Source organism: Archangium sp. Cb G35 (assembly GCF_001896145.1).
Lineage (GTDB): Bacteria > Myxococcota > Myxococcia > Myxococcales > Myxococcaceae > Archangium > Archangium violaceum.
In genome coordinates, this window is sequence record NZ_MPOI01000029.1 from 22,656 (window position 1) to 44,314 (window position 21,659).

The window sequence follows — 21,659 nt, forward strand, 5'->3', positions numbered from 1 at the left end:
ACTCCACCTCCGGAAACCCACCCTTAGGTTTCCGGCATGAAGCCCAAGCACAAAGTCCTGCTCTGCATCCTCGATGGCTGGGGCGTCCGCCAGGAACGCGACGACAACGCCATCGCCCTCGCCGGCACCCCGCGCCTCGACGCGCTCACGAACGGCACTCCCTACACGGAGCTGCAGACGTCCGGGCTGGCCGTCGGTCTCCCCGAGGGGCAGATGGGCAACTCCGAGGTGGGCCACACCAACATCGGCGCCGGCCGCATCGTCTACCAGGACCTGGTGCGCATCAACCGCGCCTCCGAGTCCGGGGAGCTCGCCGCCAACCCCGTCATCCGCGCCGCGCTCGACAAGGCCAAGGCGGATGGCAAGGCCTTCCACCTGCTCGGACTCGTTTCCCCTGGCGGCGTGCACTCGTCCATGGAGCACCTCTACAGCCTCCTCAAGGCGGCGCACGAGCGGGGCGTCCCCCACGTCTACGTCCACGCCTTCACCGATGGACGCGACACCCCGCCCCAGAGCGGGCTCGGCTACGTGGAGGAGTTGGAGAAGTTCCTGCGCGAGACGCACACCGGCCACATCGCCACCGTGGGCGGGCGCTACTACGGCATGGACCGCGACAAGCGGTGGGACCGGGTGCAGCTCGCCTACGAGGCCATCGTCCACGGCAAGGGCCCCAAGGCCCCCGATGCGCTCTCCGCCATCCGTGCCTCCTACGCGGAGAAGGTGACGGATGAGTTCATCAAGCCCACCGTCATCGCCCACGGCGACGGCACCCCGGTGGGCCGCATCCGCGATGGCGACGTGGTGATGTTCTTCAACTTCCGCGCGGACCGCGCCCGGGAGATGACGCGAGCCATTGCCTTCGACGACTTCAAGGAGTTCGACCGGGGCGGCCTGCACGTAGGCATGTACCTGTGCCTGACCCAGTACGACGAGACCTTCGGACTGCCGGTGGCCTTCGCGCCCGACCAGCCGAGTGAGATCTTCCCCGAGTCCCTCTCGCACGCCGGCTGGCGCCAGTTCCGCACCGCGGAGACGGAGAAGTACGCGCACGTCACCTTCTTCTTCAACGGCGGCCGCGAGGTGGTGTACCCGGGTGAGGATCGGCACCTGGTGCCCTCGCCACGAGACGTGAAGACGTACGACCTCAAGCCGGAGATGAGCGCGCGCGAGGTGACCCTGGAGCTGGTGAAGCGCATCGAGTCGGGGGCCTACGACTTCGCGCTGGTGAACTTCGCCAACCCGGACATGGTCGGCCACACGGGCCTGCTGGAGCCGGCCATGAAGGCGGTCACCACGGTGGACGAGTGCCTCGGGCTGCTGGGGCAGGCGTGTGCCCGGCACGGCTGGGTGATGGCCATCTCCGCGGACCACGGCAATTGCGAGCAGATGCGCGACCCGGCCACCGGCGAGCCCCACACGGCCCACACGCTCAACCCGGTGCCCTTCCACCTCATCCACCCGGACTTCCGGGGGCAGAAGCTGCGCCCGGGCATCCTCGCGGACATCGCCCCCACCCTGCTCCAGGTCATGGGTCTGCCCAAGCCTTCCGAGATGAATCGGCTAGGCTTGATTCCATGATCAATCTCTACCAGTTCCACCCCTCCGGCAACTGCTACAAGGTCCGTCTCCTGCTGCACCAGCTCGGGATTCCCTTCGAGACGGTGGAGACGGAAATGGGCCCCAATGGGACCCGTTCCCTGGAGTTCAAGGCGAAGAATCCCATCGCCAAGCTGCCCACCGTGGAGCTTGAGCCGGGCGTGTTCCTCGCCGAGTCCAACGCCATCCTCTGGTACTTCGCGGAGGGCACGCCGTTCATCCCCACGGACAAGCTGGAGCGGGCGCGGATGCTCCAGTGGATGTTCTTCGAGCAGTACAGCCACGAGCCGTACGTCGCGGTGGCCCGCGCGTGGATCGCCTTCTTCGGCATCCCGCCCGGCAAGGAGCGCGAACTCGAGGAGCGCATCCAGAAGGGCTACGCCGCCCTGGACGTCATGGAAGGCGAGCTGGCGAAGCGCCCCTTCTTCGCGGGCGAGCGCTACAGCCTCGCGGACATCACGCTCTACGCGTACACGCACGTGGCGGAAGAAGGACGCTTCGACCTGACCCGCTACCCGGCCATCCGCGCCTGGTTCGAGCGGGTCCAGTCCCAGCCGGGACACCTCCGCATCACTGACGCCGTGCCAGCCGCTGCCCGCTGATCGGTCCTCAAACAAGGTGTGGCGAATCGCCGCACCCACCCAGAATGCCGCACCTCCCCGGGCCCGCCCCTGGGGCGAAACGCCACATCCCCGCCCCCGCCCTCCGCTTCCCTCGCCGGGAGGCAGGGTGGCATGCCTCTCGCACCAGACCTGACTGTCCCGTACGCGAGGTCAGCACGATGAAGGCACGAAGCATGGGCGGGCAGTTCACGGTCATCGAGGGCCGCGCCGAGCGCGCGGAAGCCATCCGCACCCGGCTGCTGAAGGCCGAGGCCGAGATCTCCGAGCGCGAGATGCGCCACTACAACGCCCTGCTGGAAGAGACCGTGCGGCAGCGCACCTGCGAGCTGGAGCAGGCCAATGCCCGGCTCCAGGAGAGCCTGAAACAGCTCCAGGCCGCGCAGGCGCAGCTGCTCTTCGCGGACCGGCTGGCCACCATCGGCCAGCTCGCGGCGGGCCTGGGGCATGAAATCAACAACCCGCTCGCGTTCATCATCGGCAACCTCGACTACGTGCAGCAGCAACTGGTCCGTACGGCGGGCGCCGCCACGCCGGAGGAGCAGCAGGAGATGATCGAGGCCATCGCCGACGCCCGCGACGGCGCCGAGCGCGTCAGCCTCATCGTGCGAGACCTCAAGGTCCTCTCCCACCCCAACGACCTGGAGAACGGCCCGGTGGATGTCGTGACCAGCCTCCGGAGCGCGGTGAAGGTGGCGGCGTACGAGCTGAGGGATCGGGCGACCCTGGTGGAGGAGCTGGTGGCGGTACCGCCCGTCAACGGACACAAGGTGCGCCTGTGCCAGGTGTTCCTCAACCTGCTCGTCAACGCGGCCCATGCCATCTCGCCGGGACAGGCGGCTCGGAATGAGATTCGCATCTCCACCCGCATGAGCAGCTCCCGCAGTGTCGTCGTCGAGGTGAGCGACACGGGCTGCGGCATCCCGCAGGAGAACCTGGAGCGCATCTTCAACCCGTTCTTCACCACCAAACCGGTCGGCGTGGGCACGGGTCTGGGGCTCTCGGTGTGCCACGGCATCATCACCGCGCTGGGCGGGGAAATCTCCGCGCGGAGCGAGGTGGGCCGGGGCACGACCTTCACCGTGACCCTCCCCGTGTACGAGGCCCAGGAGGAGCTCATCTCCCGCGCCGCCTGACCCCCACGCCCGAGCGTGCACGGGGGCCAGGCCAATCCCCCTGCCCTACTGCGCCTCGCCGCCCGTCGGCTCTCCCGCCTTGGCGGCGTCCACCGCCTTGGCGGCATCCATCACCTTGGTGGAGAGACCCATCTCCACGTCGATCGCCACCTGGGGCTCGTCCTTCACCAGATGGTAGAACTGCTCGCGGAAGGCCTCCGGCGTGAGCTTCGCCGCCGCGGCGAACCGGGCCAACTCCTCCGGCTTGTCGAAGTCCTGCCGCTTGAGCCGCAGCATGAAGCTCCGGGCGATCTTGTAGCGGTCCGAGTCCACGTCCACCAGCCGCACCCGGGGCCGCCCCGTGGACGGGTCCTTCATCTGCTGGAAGGAGATGGGCTGGAAGCGCCCGTTGACAATGGACACCACCGCCTCGGTGCCACCCTCGATGATGTAGCGGGCCGCGCAGTAGCCGAGGTCTCGCGTGTACTCCATGTCGAAGGGGATGGGGTCCGCGCAGCGCACCTCGTAGCCGATGTACTTGGTGATGAGCGTGGCCTTGATGCCCAGGCCCGCGAGCCGCTCCTTCACCGCCTTCTCGAGCACCTCGCCCAGGTTGATCTCCGCCACGTGGATGTTGCCCATGTGGTCCCGGGGGATGTCCGTGTGTTTGGCCAGATCCACGGGATCGATGCAGTCCGCGAGGCCCTCGGCCAGGAGGACGATGCCGTCCTGGCGTCCGTAGCCCAGCCGCTTGATGACCGAGCCCGCGAGGATGTCCACCACATGGTTGAACGAGACGGGGCACCCCTTCTGGAACTCCTCGGGGATGACGGTGTTGGTCGCGCCCACGGCCTTGCCGATGGACAGGGCGAGGTGCCCCGCCTTGCGGCCCTGGGCCACGACGAAGTACCAGCGGTGGGTCGTCTTCGCGTCCACCATCAGGTTCTTGACGATCTCCACGCCGACGTGGCGCGCCGTCTGGAACCCGAAGGTGCTCGTGTCATCGGGCAGGTCGATGTCGTTGTCGATCGTCTTGGGGACGTGGACCACGCGGATGCTCCCCCGGGTCTTCTCCGAGATGATCTGCGCGAGCGTCGCGGTGCCATCCCCTCCGATGGTGATGAGCATGCCCACGCCGAGCTTCTCGAGTCCCTCGAGCGTGCGCTGGAAGTGCTCGGGGGAGCGGGTGGGGTTGGCGCGGGAGATGCCGATGTACGAGCCGCCGCGGAAGTGGATGCGGCTGGTGTCCTCGATGGTGAGGGGAACGACGTGGGAGAGGTCTCCCTCGGAGATCCACTTGAAACCATCCTGGAGGCCGATGACCTCCACACCCGAGAGCCGGGCGCGGATGGTGGCCGCTCCAATCACGCTGTTGATGCCCGGAGCAGGTCCTCCGGCGACGACGATGGCGAGCTTCTTCATGGGTCCATCCAAACCGAAGACCCGTCTCAGGTCCAGACACCTTCCCCGTCCCCGTGCATCCGTATTAACTCCCGCCCCGTGCTCTCCTCGCTCCTCGAGCTGCTCTACCCGCCCGCGTGCATCGCCTGTGCGAAGGTGATGCCCGTGCGCGCGGCCTTCTGCGAGACGTGTGATCTCGCCGTGGAGCGGCTCCCGCCCTCGCGCTGCCGCACCTGCGCCGAGCCCGGACAGTTCCCCCGCGACATGTGCCCGCGCTGCCACCTGTCGCCGCCGCCCTTCACCCGCGCCGGGGCACCCTTCGCCCACGAGGGCCCCGTCGCTCGCGCCATCCACCGCTTCAAGTACGAGGACCACCCGGAGCTCGCCCCCGCCCTCGCGGAGCTGCTCGCCACCGAGTGCCGCCAGTTCCTCGAGCAGGCGCCCGCAGTGCTCATCGCGTTGCCCCTGCACGACCAGCGCTTCCGCGAGCGCAAGTACGACCAGACGCAACTGGTCGCGGGGGAGCTGGCGCGAATCACGGGCCGCGAGGCGCCCGTGGGACTGCTCAGCCGTGCCCGGGAGACGCGGCGTCAGGTGGGGCTCTCCGAAGCCGAGCGCGCCCAGAACGTGGCCGGGGCCTTCACCGCGTCACCCTCGGTGGCGGGCCGGGAGTTCCTCCTCGTGGACGACGTGCTCACCACGGGGGCCACCGTCCGCGCCGCCGCCAGCGCGCTCCGCGAGGCCGGGGCCACTCGCGTCGAGATCATCACCCTGGCGAGGGCCTTTTCTCTATAGGACCTCATCCCTCATCTTCCCAAGACCGGGCAGCAGCCTCGACTTCCTATTGCAGGCGTACCTTCAGGTGCTCCACTGAGGCATTGGGCCGCCCCATGAAGGTATCGAGCAGGCGTTTCTCGACACCGTGCTGTTCCCAAACAGCCATCGCCTCGAGCCCGACACACTCCTGGGGCTCGGCACTTCTCGAATTGCCGACGGTGTCGAAGATCGTGCAGCTACGGAAGTTCCCCACGTCCTGCCTGAATTGAACAATGGGTTGAGTCAGGGGCTCCTCGAGCTTTCTGCGTCCAATGACTTCCCACGAGCCCGGCTCCAAATGACGGACAGCAATCTTGAAAAGGATTGGCTTGGAGGCGATCCGGTCGAGGTCCGAGTCAGGGCTTTCAGTCCTGTATGCGTAGAAAGCGTCAAACACTCGTGAAAGCGCCCTTCCATAACCGAAAGTCCCGTCGGCAAGGGGAATTCTCAGAAAGGTCCCCGGTCTATGTATGCGCACCTTCTTCATGCCTTAATACCCCGTATAAGAATGAAGTTGACCCCAGCGCTCCGTGGCCGCGTCATGAAACCGCCTGCCCCACGGATTGTCTTTCGCCACACCGCGTACGATGTTCTCGGTACGATAGGGCATTCCCGTGTCGGATTGGGCGCCCCCATGGGAATCAATCAACTGCTGCTCCCTTCCGCGAATCCGCCAGTATGCGGCGTCGTCATATCTTCGACCGTAATCAATGGCCGTCCCTATATCGAATTGATCAACCCTCGCGAGATCGAACACAGCCCCATTGGGTTCATCGGTCTCGTCGATGTGATGGCGCATGTCTCGAAAAATAACGGCCAGAGCCGCCTGTTCTTCGAGGGGCCTGGAGAGATCGACAACCATGCTGGTTCGCCCCAGGTAGTAGCGGTGGGTGTTCATGTTGAGCTTCCTGTAGGTCACATAGATGCGCCCCCGCCTTTTCCTGGTGTCCTTTCCGGGTTCTGATTCTGGCGACGCGCCGGGAGGAGCGAGCGGGGCGAACAGCGGTCCCGTTTGGACCTGGGAAGCCCCTGTTACCGCACCGTTGGGTTCATTGGATGGATATTGGCCTTGGACCCACCCAGACACATCGCCGAAGTGCGTTCCGTAAAACTCGTCCGCGATGTCGATCGGGGTCTCCGATCCATCCACGGCCGCCTCGACGGTAACGCAGAGCAAGAGCACACTACCGGCTGCCGCGACAATCGCGCCTCCAGTGACGACGAGCTCTCCCGCCGCACCACCGGCCCCGACTTCTCCAGCAGCAGTGCCGCCTTCTGGCACGAGCCGGAGCACGCCGCGTGGTATGCCATTACCCAAACCCTCGCCAGAGAACACCTCCAACGGAGATGACGAGGGTGAGGTCAACGGCGCCGCTGGCGAAGCCGCCCCCAGCATTGCCGATACAGGCACCACTTCCACGCCAGCGCGAGCTGGATGAGACGCTTCAGTCAGTGTCCCCGGCGCGAGGTAACGGCGCGGGACATGAACGCAGCGCACTTGCGGACCCGTGGCGTGACGGACGCCTTGGGCAGCGCCGCTACACCCCACGAGAAACATGCAGAGCAGCACAGCCCACCCGCGTGACACGCAGCGCCTCCTGGCATTGACTCCATCCGCAAAGAGTTCGATTCGAGAATACAATACGGTCCGCGTGTAGACGTCCGAATAGATGGCACCCTCAAGCAGGGGCGAAGCCGGAGCCGACAGAGGCGAGCCCACCTCCCTTGGCAGCGACAATTGCTCCCGAGTCCCATCAAACGGATGGGCCGGGGCGAGCCCATGACCTCGTGAGTTCTCCCCTCGGACGAGACTTCCGCCGTGGTATGAATCCGGACGCACTGGGCTTCCGCTGACGCCACTGAGGCGTGGTACGGAAGAGCAGGAGGACAGCACATGGCAGCCACGAAGAAGGGCGAGAGGTTGGGCCCGTTCCAACTCGGCAAACGGTACAAGCACGCCTCGGCGGAACTGGGCCACATCCACGAGGCGCGCAACGTCCAGACGGGCGCCCCCGCCCTGGTGATGATGCCCGGGCCTCGTCCTTCCTGGGGACCCAAGAAGAACTGGCGGGTGCGCGCCTCCTTCCAGAGCACGCCGCCCTTCATGTCCCTGGAAGTGGAGCAGGCGCCAGCCTCGGGCCGGTTGGCCGACCTGGCCGACCTGTTCACCCTGCTGCTCGCGGCGCTCGAGGCCGTGGGGAGCAACGCCAGGATGCGCGCCCACCTGACCGGCTCGCCGATGGGCCAATGGGAGAAGCGTCCCTGGCTCAGGGGACTGGTGGCCGCGGGACTCGCCGTGCTCGTGCTGGCTGGCGGCTTCTTGTGGTGGGGCATGGGAACCCGTCCCGTGGGTCCTCCCTCACCGCCGCCTTCTTCCGGTCTCGCGGAGTTGGCGGATGCGGGAGTCACTTCCTCATTCCTTATCGACGGTGAAGCACAGCGCCCGGCAGCGGGTATCGCATACCCACTTCCCGACAAGCCCTTCTCGAACCAGGTCAGGCCGCCCTGCCGCACCAAAGCGGACCATGTCGCGATCAATGGCGGCTGCTGGATAGAGATCGCACGACGTCCGCCATGCGATGAGGATCACGCCGAGTACCAGGGCAAGTGCTACATCCCGATCATGAAGGCTCCACGACCGCCTCAATCCCTCTCCCCGTGAGCCACCTCCCGCTGAAGATCCGAAACAGTGACCCACACGGAGAGCCGTATGCATGCGCGAGGAGCACCCTACCTCCGACTCTTGCACGGGCTGTTGCCGGGCGCGGTGTGTGGGTTCGTGGCCGGGATCGGCTGGTACCAGGGACAAGTGAAGTACGACCGGGCCCGATACCCGCACGTCGTCACCGACCCCTGGGAGCCCTGGCAATGGGCCCTGTTCGGGGGAATCGTGGGGCTCGGCGTGGCTTATGGCTTGATGGTGCGACGGAGATGGCCGGCCTTCGGCGTCTGGGTGGTGGCCGTCTCCGCGACGTTCACCCTTGGGTCGCTGCTCTACTTGCTGAACACGGATTGAGGAGATGTGATGCGACAGTCGATGAAGTGGGCCGGTCTGTTTCTGTTCGTCGTGATCGCCGTTGGCTCGACGGCCCGCGCGGAGGCCACCGAGCCCGTGCCGCCGCACCAGTCGTTCACCCTCGAGTCCAAGGCGCTCAAGGAAACCCGGCGCATCAACGTCTACATGCCGCCGGGCTACGACGCGGAGAAGTCCACGCGCTACCCGGTGCTGTACATGCCCGATGGCGGCCTCCAGGAGGACTTCCCGCACGTCGCCACCACCGTCGACACCGCCATCCGCGCTGGTGAGATGCGGCCACTCATCGTGGTTGGCATCGAGAACACCGAGCGGCGCCGTGACATGACCGGTCCGACCCAGGTCGAAGAGGACCGGAAGATCGCCCCGCGCGTTGGCGGCTCGGCCGCTTTCCGCAACTTCATCCGCGATGAATTGATGCCCCAGGTGCGCCGCCGGTATCGCGTGACGAACGAGACCGCCATCATCGGCGAGTCCCTCGCGGGTCTCTTCATCGTCGAGACCTTCTTCCTCCAGCCGAAGCTGTTCGACACCTATATCGCCTTGAGCCCGAGCCTGTGGTGGAACGGCGAGGAACTGGTGCGCAAGGCCGCCGAGCGCATCAAGGCCCAACCTGACCTGCGCAACACCCTGTACCTGTCTTCGGCCGACGAGGAGAGCATCGTCCCCGCCGTCACGCGCATGGCGGACACGCTCCGCACGAGCTCACCGGCCGGGCTGAAGTGGCAGTACGAGCCCAGACCGGACCTGCGCCACGACAACATCTACCGCTCGGCCTCGCCACAGGTGTTGCGCAAGTGGTTCGCACCCGAGGCCACTAACCGCACGCCGTAGACCCACCCGGACACGCCCTCAGGCCCGCGACACCTTCCAGTACCGCCGGCCATCTACTCCTCACGTCCTTCAGAGGCCCACGCGCATCCGGCATCGTGGCCTCGTGCGACTCGCCGTCATTCGGACTCATGGGTTGAGCAGGCTTGCGCTCCTGCTGTTTCTCTCGGGATGTGCCGCGCAGCCCCTCTCGAGAGTCCCTCGGTGGTACGGGCAACACAGTCCTGTCTCAGCCCAGAGCCGCCCAGAACCGGCGAGTTCCGGGACGCAGCTCGTCGACGTCGACTTCGAAGCTCCCGCGCCTCAGCGGCAAGAGGAACTGCGACGCAGCGGCGTCCAGTTGCCCCGGGTCTCTCAACGGACTGCCGACCCACGCTCGCATCGAGACTTCGTTGAACGACGTGTCACAGCCGTGGGCCTTGGTATCACCGCAGGCGGCTATCTCCTCTACTGCGAGGGGCTGCCACTGCCCGTCCTCGTGCCGGAGTCCCATGTAGATTTGGGACTGACGAGCGCCGAGCCACTCCAGGCCTCCATCTACCCGGACCGGGCCGCCGCCCTGGCGGACCTGTCGGCCAGTGCCCACGAAGCCGAACGCTCGAGGTATGCCTATTACCGCGGAGCAGGGGGCGCACTCATCGTGCCTACCCTCTTCTCTCCGGCCACCACACCTCGCATTGCGCGAACGATGCTCGAGGTGCGCACGCTCCTGGCGCAAGCACGTCAGGACGAATTGAAGGTCCTGTTGTTGACCCTGACGGGTACCAAGGTTCTGCAGGGCGTCTTCTCGCGCGTGCTGAGGGTGGGCTCGGAACCGGAACTCCATCCACTTCCCCAGCGAGGAGAAGGCGGGTTTAAAGCTCCAGCATCGCGGCCACCAGCACCGGGCCCCGCTAAACCCCCTTCGGCCCCTGCGCCCACGCCTACGGCATCCGCGCCCGTGGCACTCGCTCCAACGCCAGGCATCCCCGAGCCATCGCCGAGTCTGGTGCAGGCGCTCTCAGGCAGCCCTCCGGCACCGAAGGTGGTGCCTGGCCCACGCCTGCCTCAGGATGTAGCGGTCAAACCGACAGTACCTCGGGAGTTGCCGCCGAACCGGCCTATCGGCTCCAGCCCCACCCAGAACTCACAGCTCCAAACGGACATCGAATACCTGCAGAAACTGGGCGCGAAAAACATCCGGGTGAACCAGCAGCAGGTCACGATGGAAAATGTCCAGCGCGTGGGCACCAATCGACCGGACCTGCAGTTCGACTATAACGGCCGCCGCTACCATGTGGAGTACGACACACCTACGTCGGGCCGTGGTGTCGGCCATCAAGTGCGCATCAGTTCCAACGACCCGGACGCGGAGATCATCCTCCTGATCGTCCCCTGAAGAACGAGCCTCACCTAATGACCGAGAACGTGAAGGGACTACTCTTGGAGGACCGCTGGGCACCGACTACTTCAGAAATGGGATTTCTGGAGACAGATGCGGAGCACGCGGCCCGCGCTTTCGCGGCGTGGCAGGGAGGGCTGCTTGCATCCCGTGGCATCTCTGTAGCGGTGCACCCGGTTTCGGCGCCCCTGGAGCAGGCCTTCTCCACCCTGTTGCCCCTCACCAGTCCGGAGACACGGCGTCACCTCTTCATGCCAACGCGCAGCCCCTGGACGGCGTACGTCGAGAACACGCGAGGCGGCACAGATGCCGCGAGCGCCATGTCCTATATGGCCCGGACACTGGGCTGCCGGGGCATGCGAGTGGTCGCGGTGCCCCATACCCTCCGCAAAGACAAAGGCCGCTATGGTGCTGTGATGTGGGAGGTGTACGGCCCACAGCGCACGGACTGGCTCAACTACCTGCGTACCCTCTATGCCTCCAATGACGGCGGCCGCTGGGTCTTCGGTCAGTCCGGTGAGCCGTTTCCCTTCGAAAAGCTGGAGCAGTACCAGGCTCGCAAAGTGAGGGACCGCTTCACCTTCGAGCTGCTCGCGGACTACCTGCAGCACCTGGGACTGTCTCCCTTCCAGGAGGACTTCTACCTGCCGCAAGGGGCTCCCGCCTGGCTCGTCGAGAAGACAGGTCCTGTCGTTCCCACTCACAAGGAGTACACGCTCGCTCAGGTCCGCGAGAACTTCTGACGCTCCAGCGTGGACGTGACGTCCAGCACCTCGGGAATCAGGCCCGCGGCACCTTCCAGTACCGTCGGCCATCCAGCGAGCGATCGAGCAGCCGCGCGTCGTAGAGGTCCCGGCGCAGCAGGGCCCAGTCCCCGAAGGTGTGCAGGGACTTCAGCAGCTCGTTGAGCTCCCGCTCGCTCCACTCCACGCCCGCCGGCAGACGGGCCGCCAGGTAGTCCAGCGCCTGGAGCTGGTCCGAGCGCTTGGAGGGCCAGCCCTTCAGCCGCCCCTCGGCATCCAGGTAGCGGGAGAGCTTCTCAGAGACGGTGGGGACGGTCGGCTCCATGTAGACCCTCCTAGAACCTCGTAGACCCCCACCCTACCCCTCTCCCAGAGGGAGAGGGAATCCGTCTCCCGCCAACGGATGGGGCGACTCCCTCGCCCGGCGGCCGACATTTCAGTTGCTTGTCCGCCCATGACGTCGCATGCAGGGGAAGGCTCTCCGATGCCCGGCTGTTCACCCGCGCCGACTCTCACCCCCGGCACCCTTTTCGACGGACGAGGAACACGGATGTCCCGTACCCCACCGCTCGCCGTGCTCTCGCGCACCACCTGGCTCGTTGCACTGCTCACGTTCGCCTGCCCGCTCCTCACCCGGGCCGCCACCGAGAACAGTGTCACCGCCGCCCGCGAGCAGGCCGAGGAAGCTCTCAAGCTCGCCTCCTCCCCCCGTGGCGCCGCCCATCTCATCCGGCTGCATACCCTCCGCGAGGACCTCGAGGACCTCACCCCCCTCGTGAAGACCTATGCCGAGGTGGCCACCCGCCGCGACACCGACCCCGGTACCCGCGCCACCGCCTGGTTCCTCTTCATGGACCTGGAGCGCTCGCGCGGCCGGCTCAACAAGTCCTCCGAAATCCACGACTCCTCCCTCGGCTTCATCGGCGACTACTACGTCGTCGGCGGCTTCGACAACGAGGGCAAGGCCGGCTGCGACACCGACTTCGGCCCCGAGGCCCCCAACCTGGACCTCTCCGCCACCTACCCCGGTGCCAAGGGCCGTCAGGTCTCCTGGCGCCGGCTCGCCGCCGGCCCCACCGAGGGCTATGTCGACCTGGCCTCCGCCGTGCGCCCCAACCGCGAGGCCGTGGCCTACGCCCTCACCTGGCTGGAAGCCCCGGCCGAGACGCGCGTGGCGCTCGGCGTGGGTACCTCCGGCGCCTTCCGCCTCTGGGTGAATGGCGAGAAGGTCTCCAGCAGCGACCACTACAACGCGCCCCGGCCCGACCAGTCGCGCGTCTCCGTGCGCCTGCGCAAGGGCCTCAACCGCGTCCTCCTCAAGGTGTGCCAGGAGTCCGGCCCGCTCGGGTTCTACCTGCGCCGCGACCCGGTGGCCCGCATGCGCGTCACGCTCCCCACCACCCTCCCCGCCCTCACCAAGGGCCCCTCCGCCGCGCCCCAGCCGCTGCCCACCGTCACCTCCGCCCTCAAGGAGCTGGTGGCCAAGGCCCCCGCGGACGCCCAGCTGCGCGGTGAGTACGCCACGGTGCTCGACTTCTTCCGCGCCTTCGACGAGCGCGAGCACACCGCCACCGTCGAGGCCGACCGCGCCGCCCGCGAGGCCCCCCAGGACGTGCGCCTGCAGTTGCTGGCCGCCAGCACCCACCGCGATGACCTCAACCTGCGCCGCGGCTTCCTCGAGGCCGCCCTGCGCGCCGACCCCACCTCCACCCAGGCCCGCGTGGCGCTCGCCGAGTTCGAGCTGGAGCGCGGCCACCCCGAGCGCGTCCTCGAGCTGCTCAAGCCCGTGGTGGAGCTCTCCCCGGACTCGGCCCCTGCCCGCCTCACGCTCGCCCGCGCCTACGAAATGCTCGGCGAGTCCGCTCGCGCGCAGGTGATGGTGGAGGAGACGCTCCAGCGCCTGCCCCGCATCCCCCGCGTGGTGCGCAACGCCGCCGCCGCCGCCCGCATGGTGGACCGGCCCCAGGAATCCATCGCCCGGCTGCGCGTGGCCCTCGCACTGCGCCATGACGACCGCTACAGCCGCGTCCAGCTCGCCTCGCAGCTGGCGAACCTGGGCCAGGTGGAGGCCGCCGCGCGGGAGTTCGCGCAGATGCTCTCCCTGGACCCCTTCGACAACGCCACCCGCCTGAAGCTGGCGGAGCTGCGCGCCGCCAACGGCCAGCTCGACGCGGCCACCGCCCACTTCGCCGAGGCCCGCGCCCTCTCCCCGGACGAGCCCGAGGTGTACGAGCGCGAGGGCCGCGCCCTGCTGTCCGCCGGCCGCCGTGAGGAGGCCCTCTCCTCCTTCGAGCGCTCGCTGGCGCTGCGCCCGCAGAACCCCGCCCTCAAGGAGGCCGTGCGCACCCTCAAGGGCGAGTCCGCCAGCACCGGCGCCCGCTACCTCACCGACACCAAACCCCTCATGAAGGAGGCCGACAGCTACGCCCTCGAGGACGCCGTGTACCTGGTGGACACCAGCTACGTGCGCGTGCAGAAGAGCGGCCTGTCCGGCCGGCTCCACCAGTTCGCCGTGAAGGTGCTCAACACCCGCGGCGTGGACGCCTTCCGCACCTACCCCGTCACCTACTCGCCGGACCGCCAGGAGGTGCGCGTCCTCCGCGCCCGCATCACCAAGCCGGACGGCTCCGTGGTGGACAGCTATGGCGAGAGCGATCGCAACATCAACGAGCCCTGGACGGGCATGTACTACGACGCCCGCGCCAAGGTGCTCTCCTTCCCCGCGCTCGCCGTGGGCGACGTGCTGGAGCTGCAGTACCGCGTGGACGACACCGCCCAGGACAACCTCCTGTCCGACTACTGGGGCGACGTGGAGAGCGTGCAGGGCGTCTACCCCAAGGTGCAGTACCAGTTCCTCGTGGAGATGCCCAAGGAGCGGCCCCTCTACTGGAACGAGAAGAAGCTGCCCGGCGTGACGCACACGCGCGAGGACGTGGAGGGCGGCAGCGTCCTCTACCGCTGGAGCGCCAAGCACGTCTCCAAGGTGGTGCCGGAGCCCGGCATGCCCGGCTGGGCCGAGGTGGCCGCCAACCTCCACGTGTCCACCTACCGCACCTGGGACGAGGTGGGCCGCTACTGGTGGGGCCTCGTCCGCGACCAGCTCACCCCCAACCAGGAGCTGCGCAGCACGGTGGACACCGTGCTGCAGGGCGTGGACCGCAAGGACCAGAAGGCCGTGGTGCGCGCCATCTACAACTTCGTGGTGACGAACACGCGCTACGTGGCGCTCGAGTTCGGCATCCACGGCTTCAAGCCCTACCGGGTGGACCGCGTGCTGGCGCGCCGCTTCGGTGACTGCAAGGACAAGGCGAGCCTCATCCACGCCATGCTGAAGGTGGCCGGCGTGGACAGCCGCCTGGTGCTGCTGCGCATGCGCAACCTGGGCGCCATTGGCGAGGAGCCGGCGAGCCTGGCCGCCTTCAACCACGCCATCGTCTACGTGCCGGGCTTCGACCTGTACCTGGACGGCACCGCCGAGTTCCACGGCGCGCGCGAGCTGCCCAGCGCGGACCGCGTGGCCAACGTGCTGGTGGTGGATCCGGACGGCAAGGCCACCTTCTCCACCACGCCCGAGGCGCGTCCCGAGGACAACGCCACCCGCCTCACCATGAACCTGACGCTGCGCCCGGACGGCACCACCGAGGCCGCCGGCGCCACCAGCGTGGGCGGGCAGATGGCGCCCGAGTACCGCCGCGCCTACCGCGCCGTGGCCTCGCGCAAGTCCACCTTCGAGCGCTCCTGGGCCCAGAGCTTCCCCGGCCTCACCGTGCACGACGTGAAGCTCAACGACACCACCCGCCTGGATGACGACGTGCAGGTGGACTTCAAGATGACCATCCCCCGCTTCGCCGAGGCCCTCCCCGGCCAGCTGCGCTTCCTGCCCTTCGGCACCGGCCGCTCCTATACCCAGTCCTACGCCTCGCTCGCCGAGCGCCGCTTCGACCTGGTGATGAGTGGCCCCTGGGTCAATAGCTTCTCCTTCCGCTACACCCTGCCCCCGGGCTACAGCGTGGCCGAGCTCCCCTCCCCGTACCAGGAGCAGACGCCCTTCGGCCGCGTGCGCGTCTCCTACCGCCAGGAGGGCAATCAGCTGCTCTGCGAGGGCGAGGTGGCCCTCACCTCCGCCCGGGTGAACGCGGATGACTACCCGGCCTTCCGCGCCTTCCTCGGCCGGGTGGATCAGTCCTTCGCGCACAAGGTGACCCTGCGCGGGCCCGCCTCCCCCACCGCGGAACGGTAGTACCGGGGGGGGTTTCCGCGCTTTCGGGTGATTGTCGGGGTATCCTCGTTGCCGGGGTGGTGAGGCCCTGGCAGCCACGGGGAGACGCCGTATGACGATGCGCGCGAAGGTCTGGCTGTTCGTGGTGGTGGCCATCGGCTTCGTCTTCGCGATGGGCGTGGAGCTCTTCAACGGCACCCGGCGGGGTTTGAGCACCCGCCGGCACCTGAGCCTCATCCAGGATCAAATCGACCTCTACGGCCAGATGCACAACAGCTCCTGGCCCTTCGTGGACGCGCTGCGGCACGCGCAGCGGGACGAGGCGGACCTCTCGCCCCTGGTGCGCGAGCAGGACCTGCGCATGGACCAGGCCTTCACGCGGCTCGAGGCCCTCGTGCTGCAGGAGGCCGGGCTCCCGACGGCCCGGGACGGGCAGGCGTGGCTGGAGCAGACCCGCGAGCGCATCGCCCTGCTGCACGAGGCCCAGCACCGCTGGACGCTGCGCGCCCAGGACCTCGCCCGCCGGGTGGAGGAGGGAGGACAGCTGTCTCCCGACGCCTGGTGGGACCTGTTCCTGGACTTCGAGAAGTCGGTGGGCGACCCCATCGAGGAGGCCATCCGGGCGGAGCGTGCCAGGATGGCGGAGTACCGGCAGCGCTGGGACGAGCGCACGCGGCTGGGCAACCAGCTGGCGAAGATCATCCCCTCCCTGGCGCTGATGCTCGTGGTGGGCATCGCCCTGGCCATCCTCGAGCCCATGCAGCGCGCCCTGAGCGAGCTGCGCTCGGGCGCGGAGCGCATCGGCCACGGGGACTTCGAGCACGAGCTGCCCGTGAAGGGGCGCGATGAGCTGGCCATGCTGGCGCGCGTCTTCAACCGGATGGCCACCGAGCTGCGCGAGCTGATGCGCGAGAAGCAGCGCTACAACACCCTGCTGGAGGAGACGGTGCACGCGCGCACGGCCGAGCTGGCCTCGGCCAATACCCGGCTGGAGCAGAGCCTCCAACAGCTCCAGGAGGCCCAGGGCCAGCTGCTGCTGGCGGACCGGCTCGCCACCATGGGCCGGCTGGCGGCGGGCGTGGGCCATGAGATCAACAACCCCCTGGCCTACCTCCTCGGCAACCTGCGCTACCTCCAGGAGGAGCTGGGCCGGGCCCAGGGCACCGCCACGGAGGAGGAGTGGCGGGAGATGCTCGCGGCCGTCACCGAGGCGTGCGAGGGCGCCGAGCGGCTCCAGTTCATCCTGCAGGATCTCCGGCAGTTCATCCGGCCGGACGACACCGCGGTGGGCCCGGTGGAGCTGGGCCCGGTGGTGCGGGGCGCCGCCAAGATGGCCGCGCATGAGATCCGCTCCCGCGCCCGCCTCGTCGAGGACTGCGCGGACGCGCCGCCGGTGCGCGGCAATGGGGCGCGGCTGAGCCAGGTGCTGCTCAACCTGCTCATCAACGCGGCGCACGCCATCGAGCCGGGCCGGGTGGAGCAGAATGAAATCCGCGTGGTGGCGAGACGGAGCGGGCCCGGCCACGTCACGCTGGCGGTGAGCGACACCGGGTGCGGTATCCCCCCGGAGAACCTCCCGCGCATCTTCGAGCCCTTCTTCACCACCAAGCCGGTGGGCGTGGGCACGGGGCTGGGCCTGCCGGTGTGTCAGGGCATCATCAACTCGCTCGGGGGAGAGCTCACCGTGGAGAGCCAGCCGGGCCGGGGCACCACCTTCCGCATCATCCTGCCCATCGCCAGTGAGGCCGGGGCTCCGGGCAAGGCCGCCTGAGCACCCTCGGAGAAACGCACTCTTCCCTCGCGCATCCATGCGCCGGCCCGCTCCGGGACAAGGGGGCAACACACATGGTGACGTTGGCGCTGTTGGGAGACACCTACCCCAGCCAGCTCCAGGCGAACCCGCAGGCCATGCGGGACCTGGAAGTGCTGTGGGCGGGAACCTCGCTGGAGACATTCCGTGCCGAGGTGCCGTCGCTCCGGCCCCAGGTGCTCGCGCTGGACTTCGTGGACCTGGGCAAGGTGCCCGAGCGGCTCGTGCCCGAGCTGCTCTCCCTCACCGGCGCCGCGCACGCCGTCGTCAGCTACCGCCTGACGCACCACGGCATGCTCCAGGCGCTCACTTCTCAACGGATCCGCTTCGTCCAGGGCCCGCTGCCGCTCAGCCTGCTGCGCACCCACGTCCACCGGGCGATGGACGAGGCGCGTCAGGCCCGGAGCCGGGAGGTGCCCCAGGCCCCGTCCCGCGAGCCGAAGCCCCCGCGCTTCACCCACGAGCAGCTCGGCCGGCTGTTGGAGGTGGTGGCCACGGTGAAGTGCGAGTGCCCCAACCACCTCGCCCAGCTCATCAGCGGTCTGCTCGCCTTCGAGGAGTACTCGAAGGGCTGTGAGAGCCGCGACGAGAAGGACCAGCGGATGCACGCGCTGCTCCACCGGCAGACGGCCGTGGCCCGCGAGGCCATGGAGGACGGGCTCGCGGCGCTGCTCGAGTACGAGAACATCCGGCTGTGAGCCGGCTCAGCCCGGCAGCAGCGCGGCGAGCAACTGGCGCACCTCGGTGGGGCCATCCACCCGGTAGCGGGCGCGCGTCTTCTTGCCGCCCGCGTGGATGGCGAGGCTCCCCTCGGGCAGCGCGGCGAAGAGGTCCTCGTCCGTGCGGTCATCGCCGAGAGCCACCACCAACGTGCCGGGAGCCATGCCCTCGGTGATGGTGCCCACCACGCGGCCCTTGTTCACCCCGCGCGCGCGCACCTCCACCACCTTGTCGCCGGGCAGCACCTCCAGCGGGCCGTGGGCGAACACCTCGCCGAGGTGCAACCGCAGCTCCATCGCCTGCCTCGCGCCGAACACCCGGTCCACCTGCCGGTAGTGCCACGCGAGCGACGCTGACTTCTCCTCCACGAGGGCTCCGGGCACACGCGCGGCGAAGGCCTCGAGCACCGGCCGCACCAGGGCCTTCCAATCCGTGGGCACCCCATCCAGGGCCTTCCACTCCTGGCCCGGCGCGGAACGAGACCAGAGCCCGTGCTCGGCGTGCAGGCCCACGGGGAGCGCGCCGAGCCACGCCTCCAGCGTCTCCTTGGTCCGCCCGCTGACGATGTGCACCTGGGTATCGGGCCGGGTGGCGAGCCGCTGCAACAGGTCCAACAGCGCCACGTCCGGCGCGGCCAGCTCCGGCCTCGGCGCGAAGGGGACGAGCGTGCCGTCGTAGTCGATGAGGAGCAGCAGGCGCTCGGCCTGGCGCATGCGCTCGAGCGCCACCTCCGCGCCCGCGGGCTCCACGCGCGGAGGGGCCACGGGTGTGGACTCGAGCGTTTCCAGAAAGGAGCGCACCCACCAGTGCACGTCGTACTCCTTCACCCGGGCGCGCAGGGTGCGCATGCGCGTGCGCCGCTCCTCCTGCGGCATCTCCAGCGCCATCTCCAGCGCATCCACCATGCTCTCCACGTCGTAGGGGTTGACGATCATCGCGTCCCCCAGCTCGTCCGCCGCGCCGGCGAACTCGCTGAGCACCAGCACGCCGTCCTCGTCCGGGCGCGCGGCGCAGAACTCCTTGGCCACCAGGTTCATGCCGTCGCGGATGGGGGTGACGAGCATCACGTCCGCGGCGCGGTAGAGCGCGGCGAGCTGCTTCTCGTTGAAGGAGCGGTAGAGGTAGTGCACGGGGACGTTGTGGACGCCGCCGTAGAGGCCGTTGATGCGTCCCACCAGCTCGTCCACCTTCTCGCGGTAGGCGGCATAGTCCGCCACGCCGGTGCGGCTGGGCACGGCCACCTGGATGAAGCGCAGCCGGCCACGCCACGCGGGCTCGCGCTCCAGCAGCCGCTGCACCGCCAGGAGCCGGCGGGGAATCCCCTTGGTGTAGTCCAGCCGGTCCACGCCCAGCACCAGCCGCTGCCCCGGGCTCTTCTCCCGGTGTACGCGCACCTCGTCGAGCACCCCGGGGTCGTTGGCCAGGTTCTCGAAGGCCTGCGCGTCGATGCCCATGGGGAAGGCCCCCAGCCGCACCTCGCGCCCCTCGTGCTCGACACGGTCCACCACCGTCTCCAGCCCCAGCAGCCGCATGAGGGTGCTGGCGAAGTGACGCACGTACGTGTGCGTGTGGAAGCCGATGAGGTCCGCGCCCAGCAGGCCGCGCACCAGCTCCACGCGGTGCGGCAGGCTGCGGAAGATCTCACTCGAGGGAAAGGGAATGTGGTGGAAGTAGCCGATGCGCGCCTGGGGCAGCCGCGCCCGCAGGAGGGCCGGCACCAGCATGAGCTGGTAGTCGTGCACCCAGATGGTGTCCCCGGGCTGGTACTGCCGCGCCACCAGGTCGGCGAAGCGCTCGTTCACCTTGCGGTAGACGTCCCAGTCCCGGTCCTGCCGGGGGATGCGGTCGAGGAAGTAGTGGCACAGCGGCCAGAGGACCTGGTTGGAGTAGCCTTCGTAGAAGCGGCCGACCTCGCTGGCGCTCAGGTGGATGGGCACGCAGCGCAGCTCGGTGAGCTGGGCCTCCACGGAAGCGCGTTGCGGCGGCGTGAGGCGCGACACATCCCCGGGCCAGCCAATCCACACGCCCCCCGAGCGTTCATGCGGGCCGCGCAGGCCCGTGGCGAGCCCTCCGGCGCTGCGGACCACGGAGACCCCATCCTTGTCCGACTTCACAGTGACGGGGAGGCGATTGGAAACGAGCAGGAGTCGGGACATACGTCCCCGACCCTTACTCAGCCGCGCCGGGGATGGCCACTGCGGAAGTGGGGGCCGTGACACCTTTAGAACCTTGGCCGCCACGGAGTGTCCACCCGAGCCGCACGAGCAACCGGGGCTCCCGGCTCGTCTTCCAGATGAAGGCGTCCAGCACGTAGTGCGTGGCCTGCGGCAGCGCGAGCAGCGGCACCACGAGCGCCAGCACGTCCGGGGGCAGCACCAGACCGGCCTCGCCGAAGAGCAGGGGCCGCTCGTGCCACACCAGCTTGTCCCAGAGCAGCTCCTCCCCGAAGGCGAGCACGCACAACACCCCCAGGAAGCCGGGCAGGCCCGCGCGCACCACGGGCCCCAGCCAGCCATAACCGCCCTCGGCGAGCCGTCCACGCGTGTAGCGGAAGAGCAATGCGAAGTAGGGCACGCCATGCAGGACGACGTTCATCACCGTGAAGGCGAAGTCGTCCCGGGCCACCACGATACCACCGAACCACGTCACCCCCGTGGCGAGCACCAGCAGCACCTTGCCCACCTGGAGGCCCTCGCCGCGCAGGACGCGCGCCCCCTGGAAGCCCACCCACGCGGCCAGCACCAGCCCCTGGAGGGCGAGTGCCCCGGTGCCCACCCACGCGGGCAGGCCGGAGACGAAGTCGTTCTCCACGAACCACCAGAAGGCCCGGGGCAGGTTCGCGTGCCACCAGAGCACGGGGCCGAGGGTGGCGGCGTAGATGGCGGCGGCGTCGAGGACGCGCTCGGTATCCGAGACGCGGGCCTTGCGGCCATAGAGGGCCACCCAGCCGTACTGCTGGCGGATGAAGTGGAAGAGCGCGGTGTACGCGAAGAGCCGCCAGAAGGTGCCCGGGGAGAGCAGGTATGCGAGCACCCCCAGCAGGTACGCGGCGAGCGGGGCGGTGATGTAGAGCCCGGGCCGGGTCCGCAGCTCGTCCCCGTCGAAGTAGGTGCGGAAGAGGGTGGACCAGACGTGGGCCACGTCGACACAGACGACGAACAGCGCCCACGCCCACAATGGTGTATCCCCCACGGCACCCAGCGCGGGCGCGGCGAGCACCAACACCACCGACACGAGCGCGCTGCCCGCGAAGACGGCGAGGTCCACGCCTCGCCCGAAGAGCCAGGCCTGGGAAGGAGCGAGAAAACGAGACATCACCCCGGAGGGTACCAGCACCGAACGTCGAATGGAGGGCCGGCGAATGGACCGCTGC

Annotated in this window: 18 protein-coding genes; 12 read left to right on the forward strand and 6 right to left on the reverse strand. The window is 68.4% G+C overall.

What is annotated here, in order from left to right; translation table 11 throughout:
* The first annotated feature begins 36 nt into the window (after positions 1-36).
* The 3 genes from gpmI (at position 37) to BO221_RS51445 (ending at position 3,352) form a co-directional block, all read left to right on the forward strand.
* Positions 37-1,578, forward strand: coding sequence for a 2,3-bisphosphoglycerate-independent phosphoglycerate mutase (gene gpmI / locus BO221_RS51435; protein WP_073568291.1), 1,542 nt, complete (start codon positions 37-39; stop codon positions 1,576-1,578).
* Positions 1,575-2,198, forward strand: a complete 624-nt coding sequence (locus BO221_RS51440) for a glutathione S-transferase family protein (protein WP_073568292.1) — start codon at positions 1,575-1,577, stop codon at positions 2,196-2,198. Before gpmI ends, BO221_RS51440 begins: the two co-directional genes overlap by 4 nt.
* 179 nt (positions 2,199-2,377) lie before the next feature.
* Positions 2,378-3,352 carry a sensor histidine kinase gene (locus BO221_RS51445; RefSeq protein ID WP_083682785.1) on the forward strand — a complete coding sequence of 325 codons (975 nt, stop codon included), beginning with the start codon at positions 2,378-2,380 and terminating at the stop codon, positions 3,350-3,352.
* 45 nt (positions 3,353-3,397) lie between these two features.
* Here the strand turns inward: BO221_RS51445 and pfp are convergent, their stop codons facing one another.
* On the reverse strand, positions 3,398-4,753 hold the full coding sequence (gene pfp / locus BO221_RS51450) for a diphosphate--fructose-6-phosphate 1-phosphotransferase (RefSeq protein ID WP_073568294.1): 1,356 nt from the start codon (positions 4,751-4,753) through the stop codon (positions 3,398-3,400).
* Between the two features lie 78 nt (positions 4,754-4,831).
* On the opposite strand from pfp, the gene BO221_RS55760 reads away from it, so the two are divergent.
* Positions 4,832-5,527, forward strand: a complete 696-nt coding sequence (locus BO221_RS55760) for a ComF family protein (protein WP_073568295.1) — start codon at positions 4,832-4,834, stop codon at positions 5,525-5,527.
* 46 nt (positions 5,528-5,573) lie between these two features.
* Here the strand turns inward: BO221_RS55760 and BO221_RS51460 are convergent, their stop codons facing one another.
* On the reverse strand, positions 5,574-6,035 hold the full coding sequence (locus tag BO221_RS51460; protein WP_073568296.1) for an immunity 26/phosphotriesterase HocA family protein: 462 nt from the start codon (positions 6,033-6,035) through the stop codon (positions 5,574-5,576).
* Between the two features lie 3 nt (positions 6,036-6,038).
* Entirely contained in the window at positions 6,039-6,842 is an 804-nt protein-coding gene (locus tag BO221_RS54650; RefSeq protein ID WP_143196184.1) for a hypothetical protein, read from the reverse strand.
* Between the two features lie 600 nt (positions 6,843-7,442).
* On the opposite strand from BO221_RS54650, the gene BO221_RS51470 reads away from it, so the two are divergent.
* The 5 genes from BO221_RS51470 (at position 7,443) to BO221_RS51495 (ending at position 11,537) form a co-directional block, all read left to right on the forward strand.
* Positions 7,443-8,210: a hypothetical protein gene (locus BO221_RS51470; protein WP_073568298.1), complete on the forward strand. Its 768-nt coding sequence runs from the start codon at positions 7,443-7,445 to the stop codon at positions 8,208-8,210.
* A 48-nt stretch (positions 8,211-8,258) separates the two neighbouring features.
* Positions 8,259-8,564, forward strand: a complete 306-nt coding sequence (locus tag BO221_RS51475; protein WP_073568299.1) for a hypothetical protein — start codon at positions 8,259-8,261, stop codon at positions 8,562-8,564.
* Between the two features lie 9 nt (positions 8,565-8,573).
* On the forward strand, positions 8,574-9,416 hold the full coding sequence (locus tag BO221_RS51480) for an alpha/beta hydrolase (protein WP_073568300.1): 843 nt from the start codon (positions 8,574-8,576) through the stop codon (positions 9,414-9,416).
* A gap of 409 nt (positions 9,417-9,825) precedes the next feature.
* Positions 9,826-10,791: a hypothetical protein gene (locus BO221_RS54655; RefSeq protein ID WP_143196185.1), complete on the forward strand. Its 966-nt coding sequence runs from the start codon at positions 9,826-9,828 to the stop codon at positions 10,789-10,791.
* A 170-nt stretch (positions 10,792-10,961) separates the two neighbouring features.
* On the forward strand, positions 10,962-11,537 hold the full coding sequence (locus BO221_RS51495) for a hypothetical protein (RefSeq protein WP_073568303.1): 576 nt from the start codon (positions 10,962-10,964) through the stop codon (positions 11,535-11,537).
* Between the two features lie 37 nt (positions 11,538-11,574).
* On the opposite strand, the gene BO221_RS51500 is transcribed toward BO221_RS51495, so the two are convergent.
* Positions 11,575-11,862 carry a DUF2087 domain-containing protein gene (locus tag BO221_RS51500; protein WP_073568304.1) on the reverse strand — a complete coding sequence of 96 codons (288 nt, stop codon included), beginning with the start codon at positions 11,860-11,862 and terminating at the stop codon, positions 11,575-11,577.
* Between the two features lie 225 nt (positions 11,863-12,087).
* Between BO221_RS51500 and BO221_RS51505 the strand changes: the two genes are divergently transcribed.
* From BO221_RS51505 to BO221_RS51515, 3 genes are all read left to right on the forward strand, one after another.
* Positions 12,088-15,777 (forward strand): DUF3857 domain-containing protein, encoded by a 3,690-nt coding sequence (locus BO221_RS51505; RefSeq protein WP_073568305.1) that lies wholly within the window; start codon positions 12,088-12,090, stop codon positions 15,775-15,777.
* A gap of 91 nt (positions 15,778-15,868) precedes the next feature.
* Positions 15,869-17,527, forward strand: a complete 1,659-nt coding sequence (locus BO221_RS51510) for a sensor histidine kinase (RefSeq protein WP_073568306.1) — start codon at positions 15,869-15,871, stop codon at positions 17,525-17,527.
* A 74-nt stretch (positions 17,528-17,601) separates the two neighbouring features.
* Positions 17,602-18,264 carry a hypothetical protein gene (locus BO221_RS51515; protein ID WP_073568307.1) on the forward strand — a complete coding sequence of 221 codons (663 nt, stop codon included), beginning with the start codon at positions 17,602-17,604 and terminating at the stop codon, positions 18,262-18,264.
* Positions 18,265-18,270: 6 nt separating this feature from the next.
* Here the strand turns inward: BO221_RS51515 and BO221_RS51520 are convergent, their stop codons facing one another.
* Entirely contained in the window at positions 18,271-20,442 is a 2,172-nt protein-coding gene (locus tag BO221_RS51520) for a bifunctional alpha,alpha-trehalose-phosphate synthase (UDP-forming)/trehalose-phosphatase (protein ID WP_073568308.1), read from the reverse strand.
* A gap of 13 nt (positions 20,443-20,455) precedes the next feature.
* On the reverse strand, positions 20,456-21,601 hold the full coding sequence (locus tag BO221_RS51525; protein ID WP_073568309.1) for a hypothetical protein: 1,146 nt from the start codon (positions 21,599-21,601) through the stop codon (positions 20,456-20,458).
* Positions 21,602-21,659 lie beyond the last annotated feature (58 nt).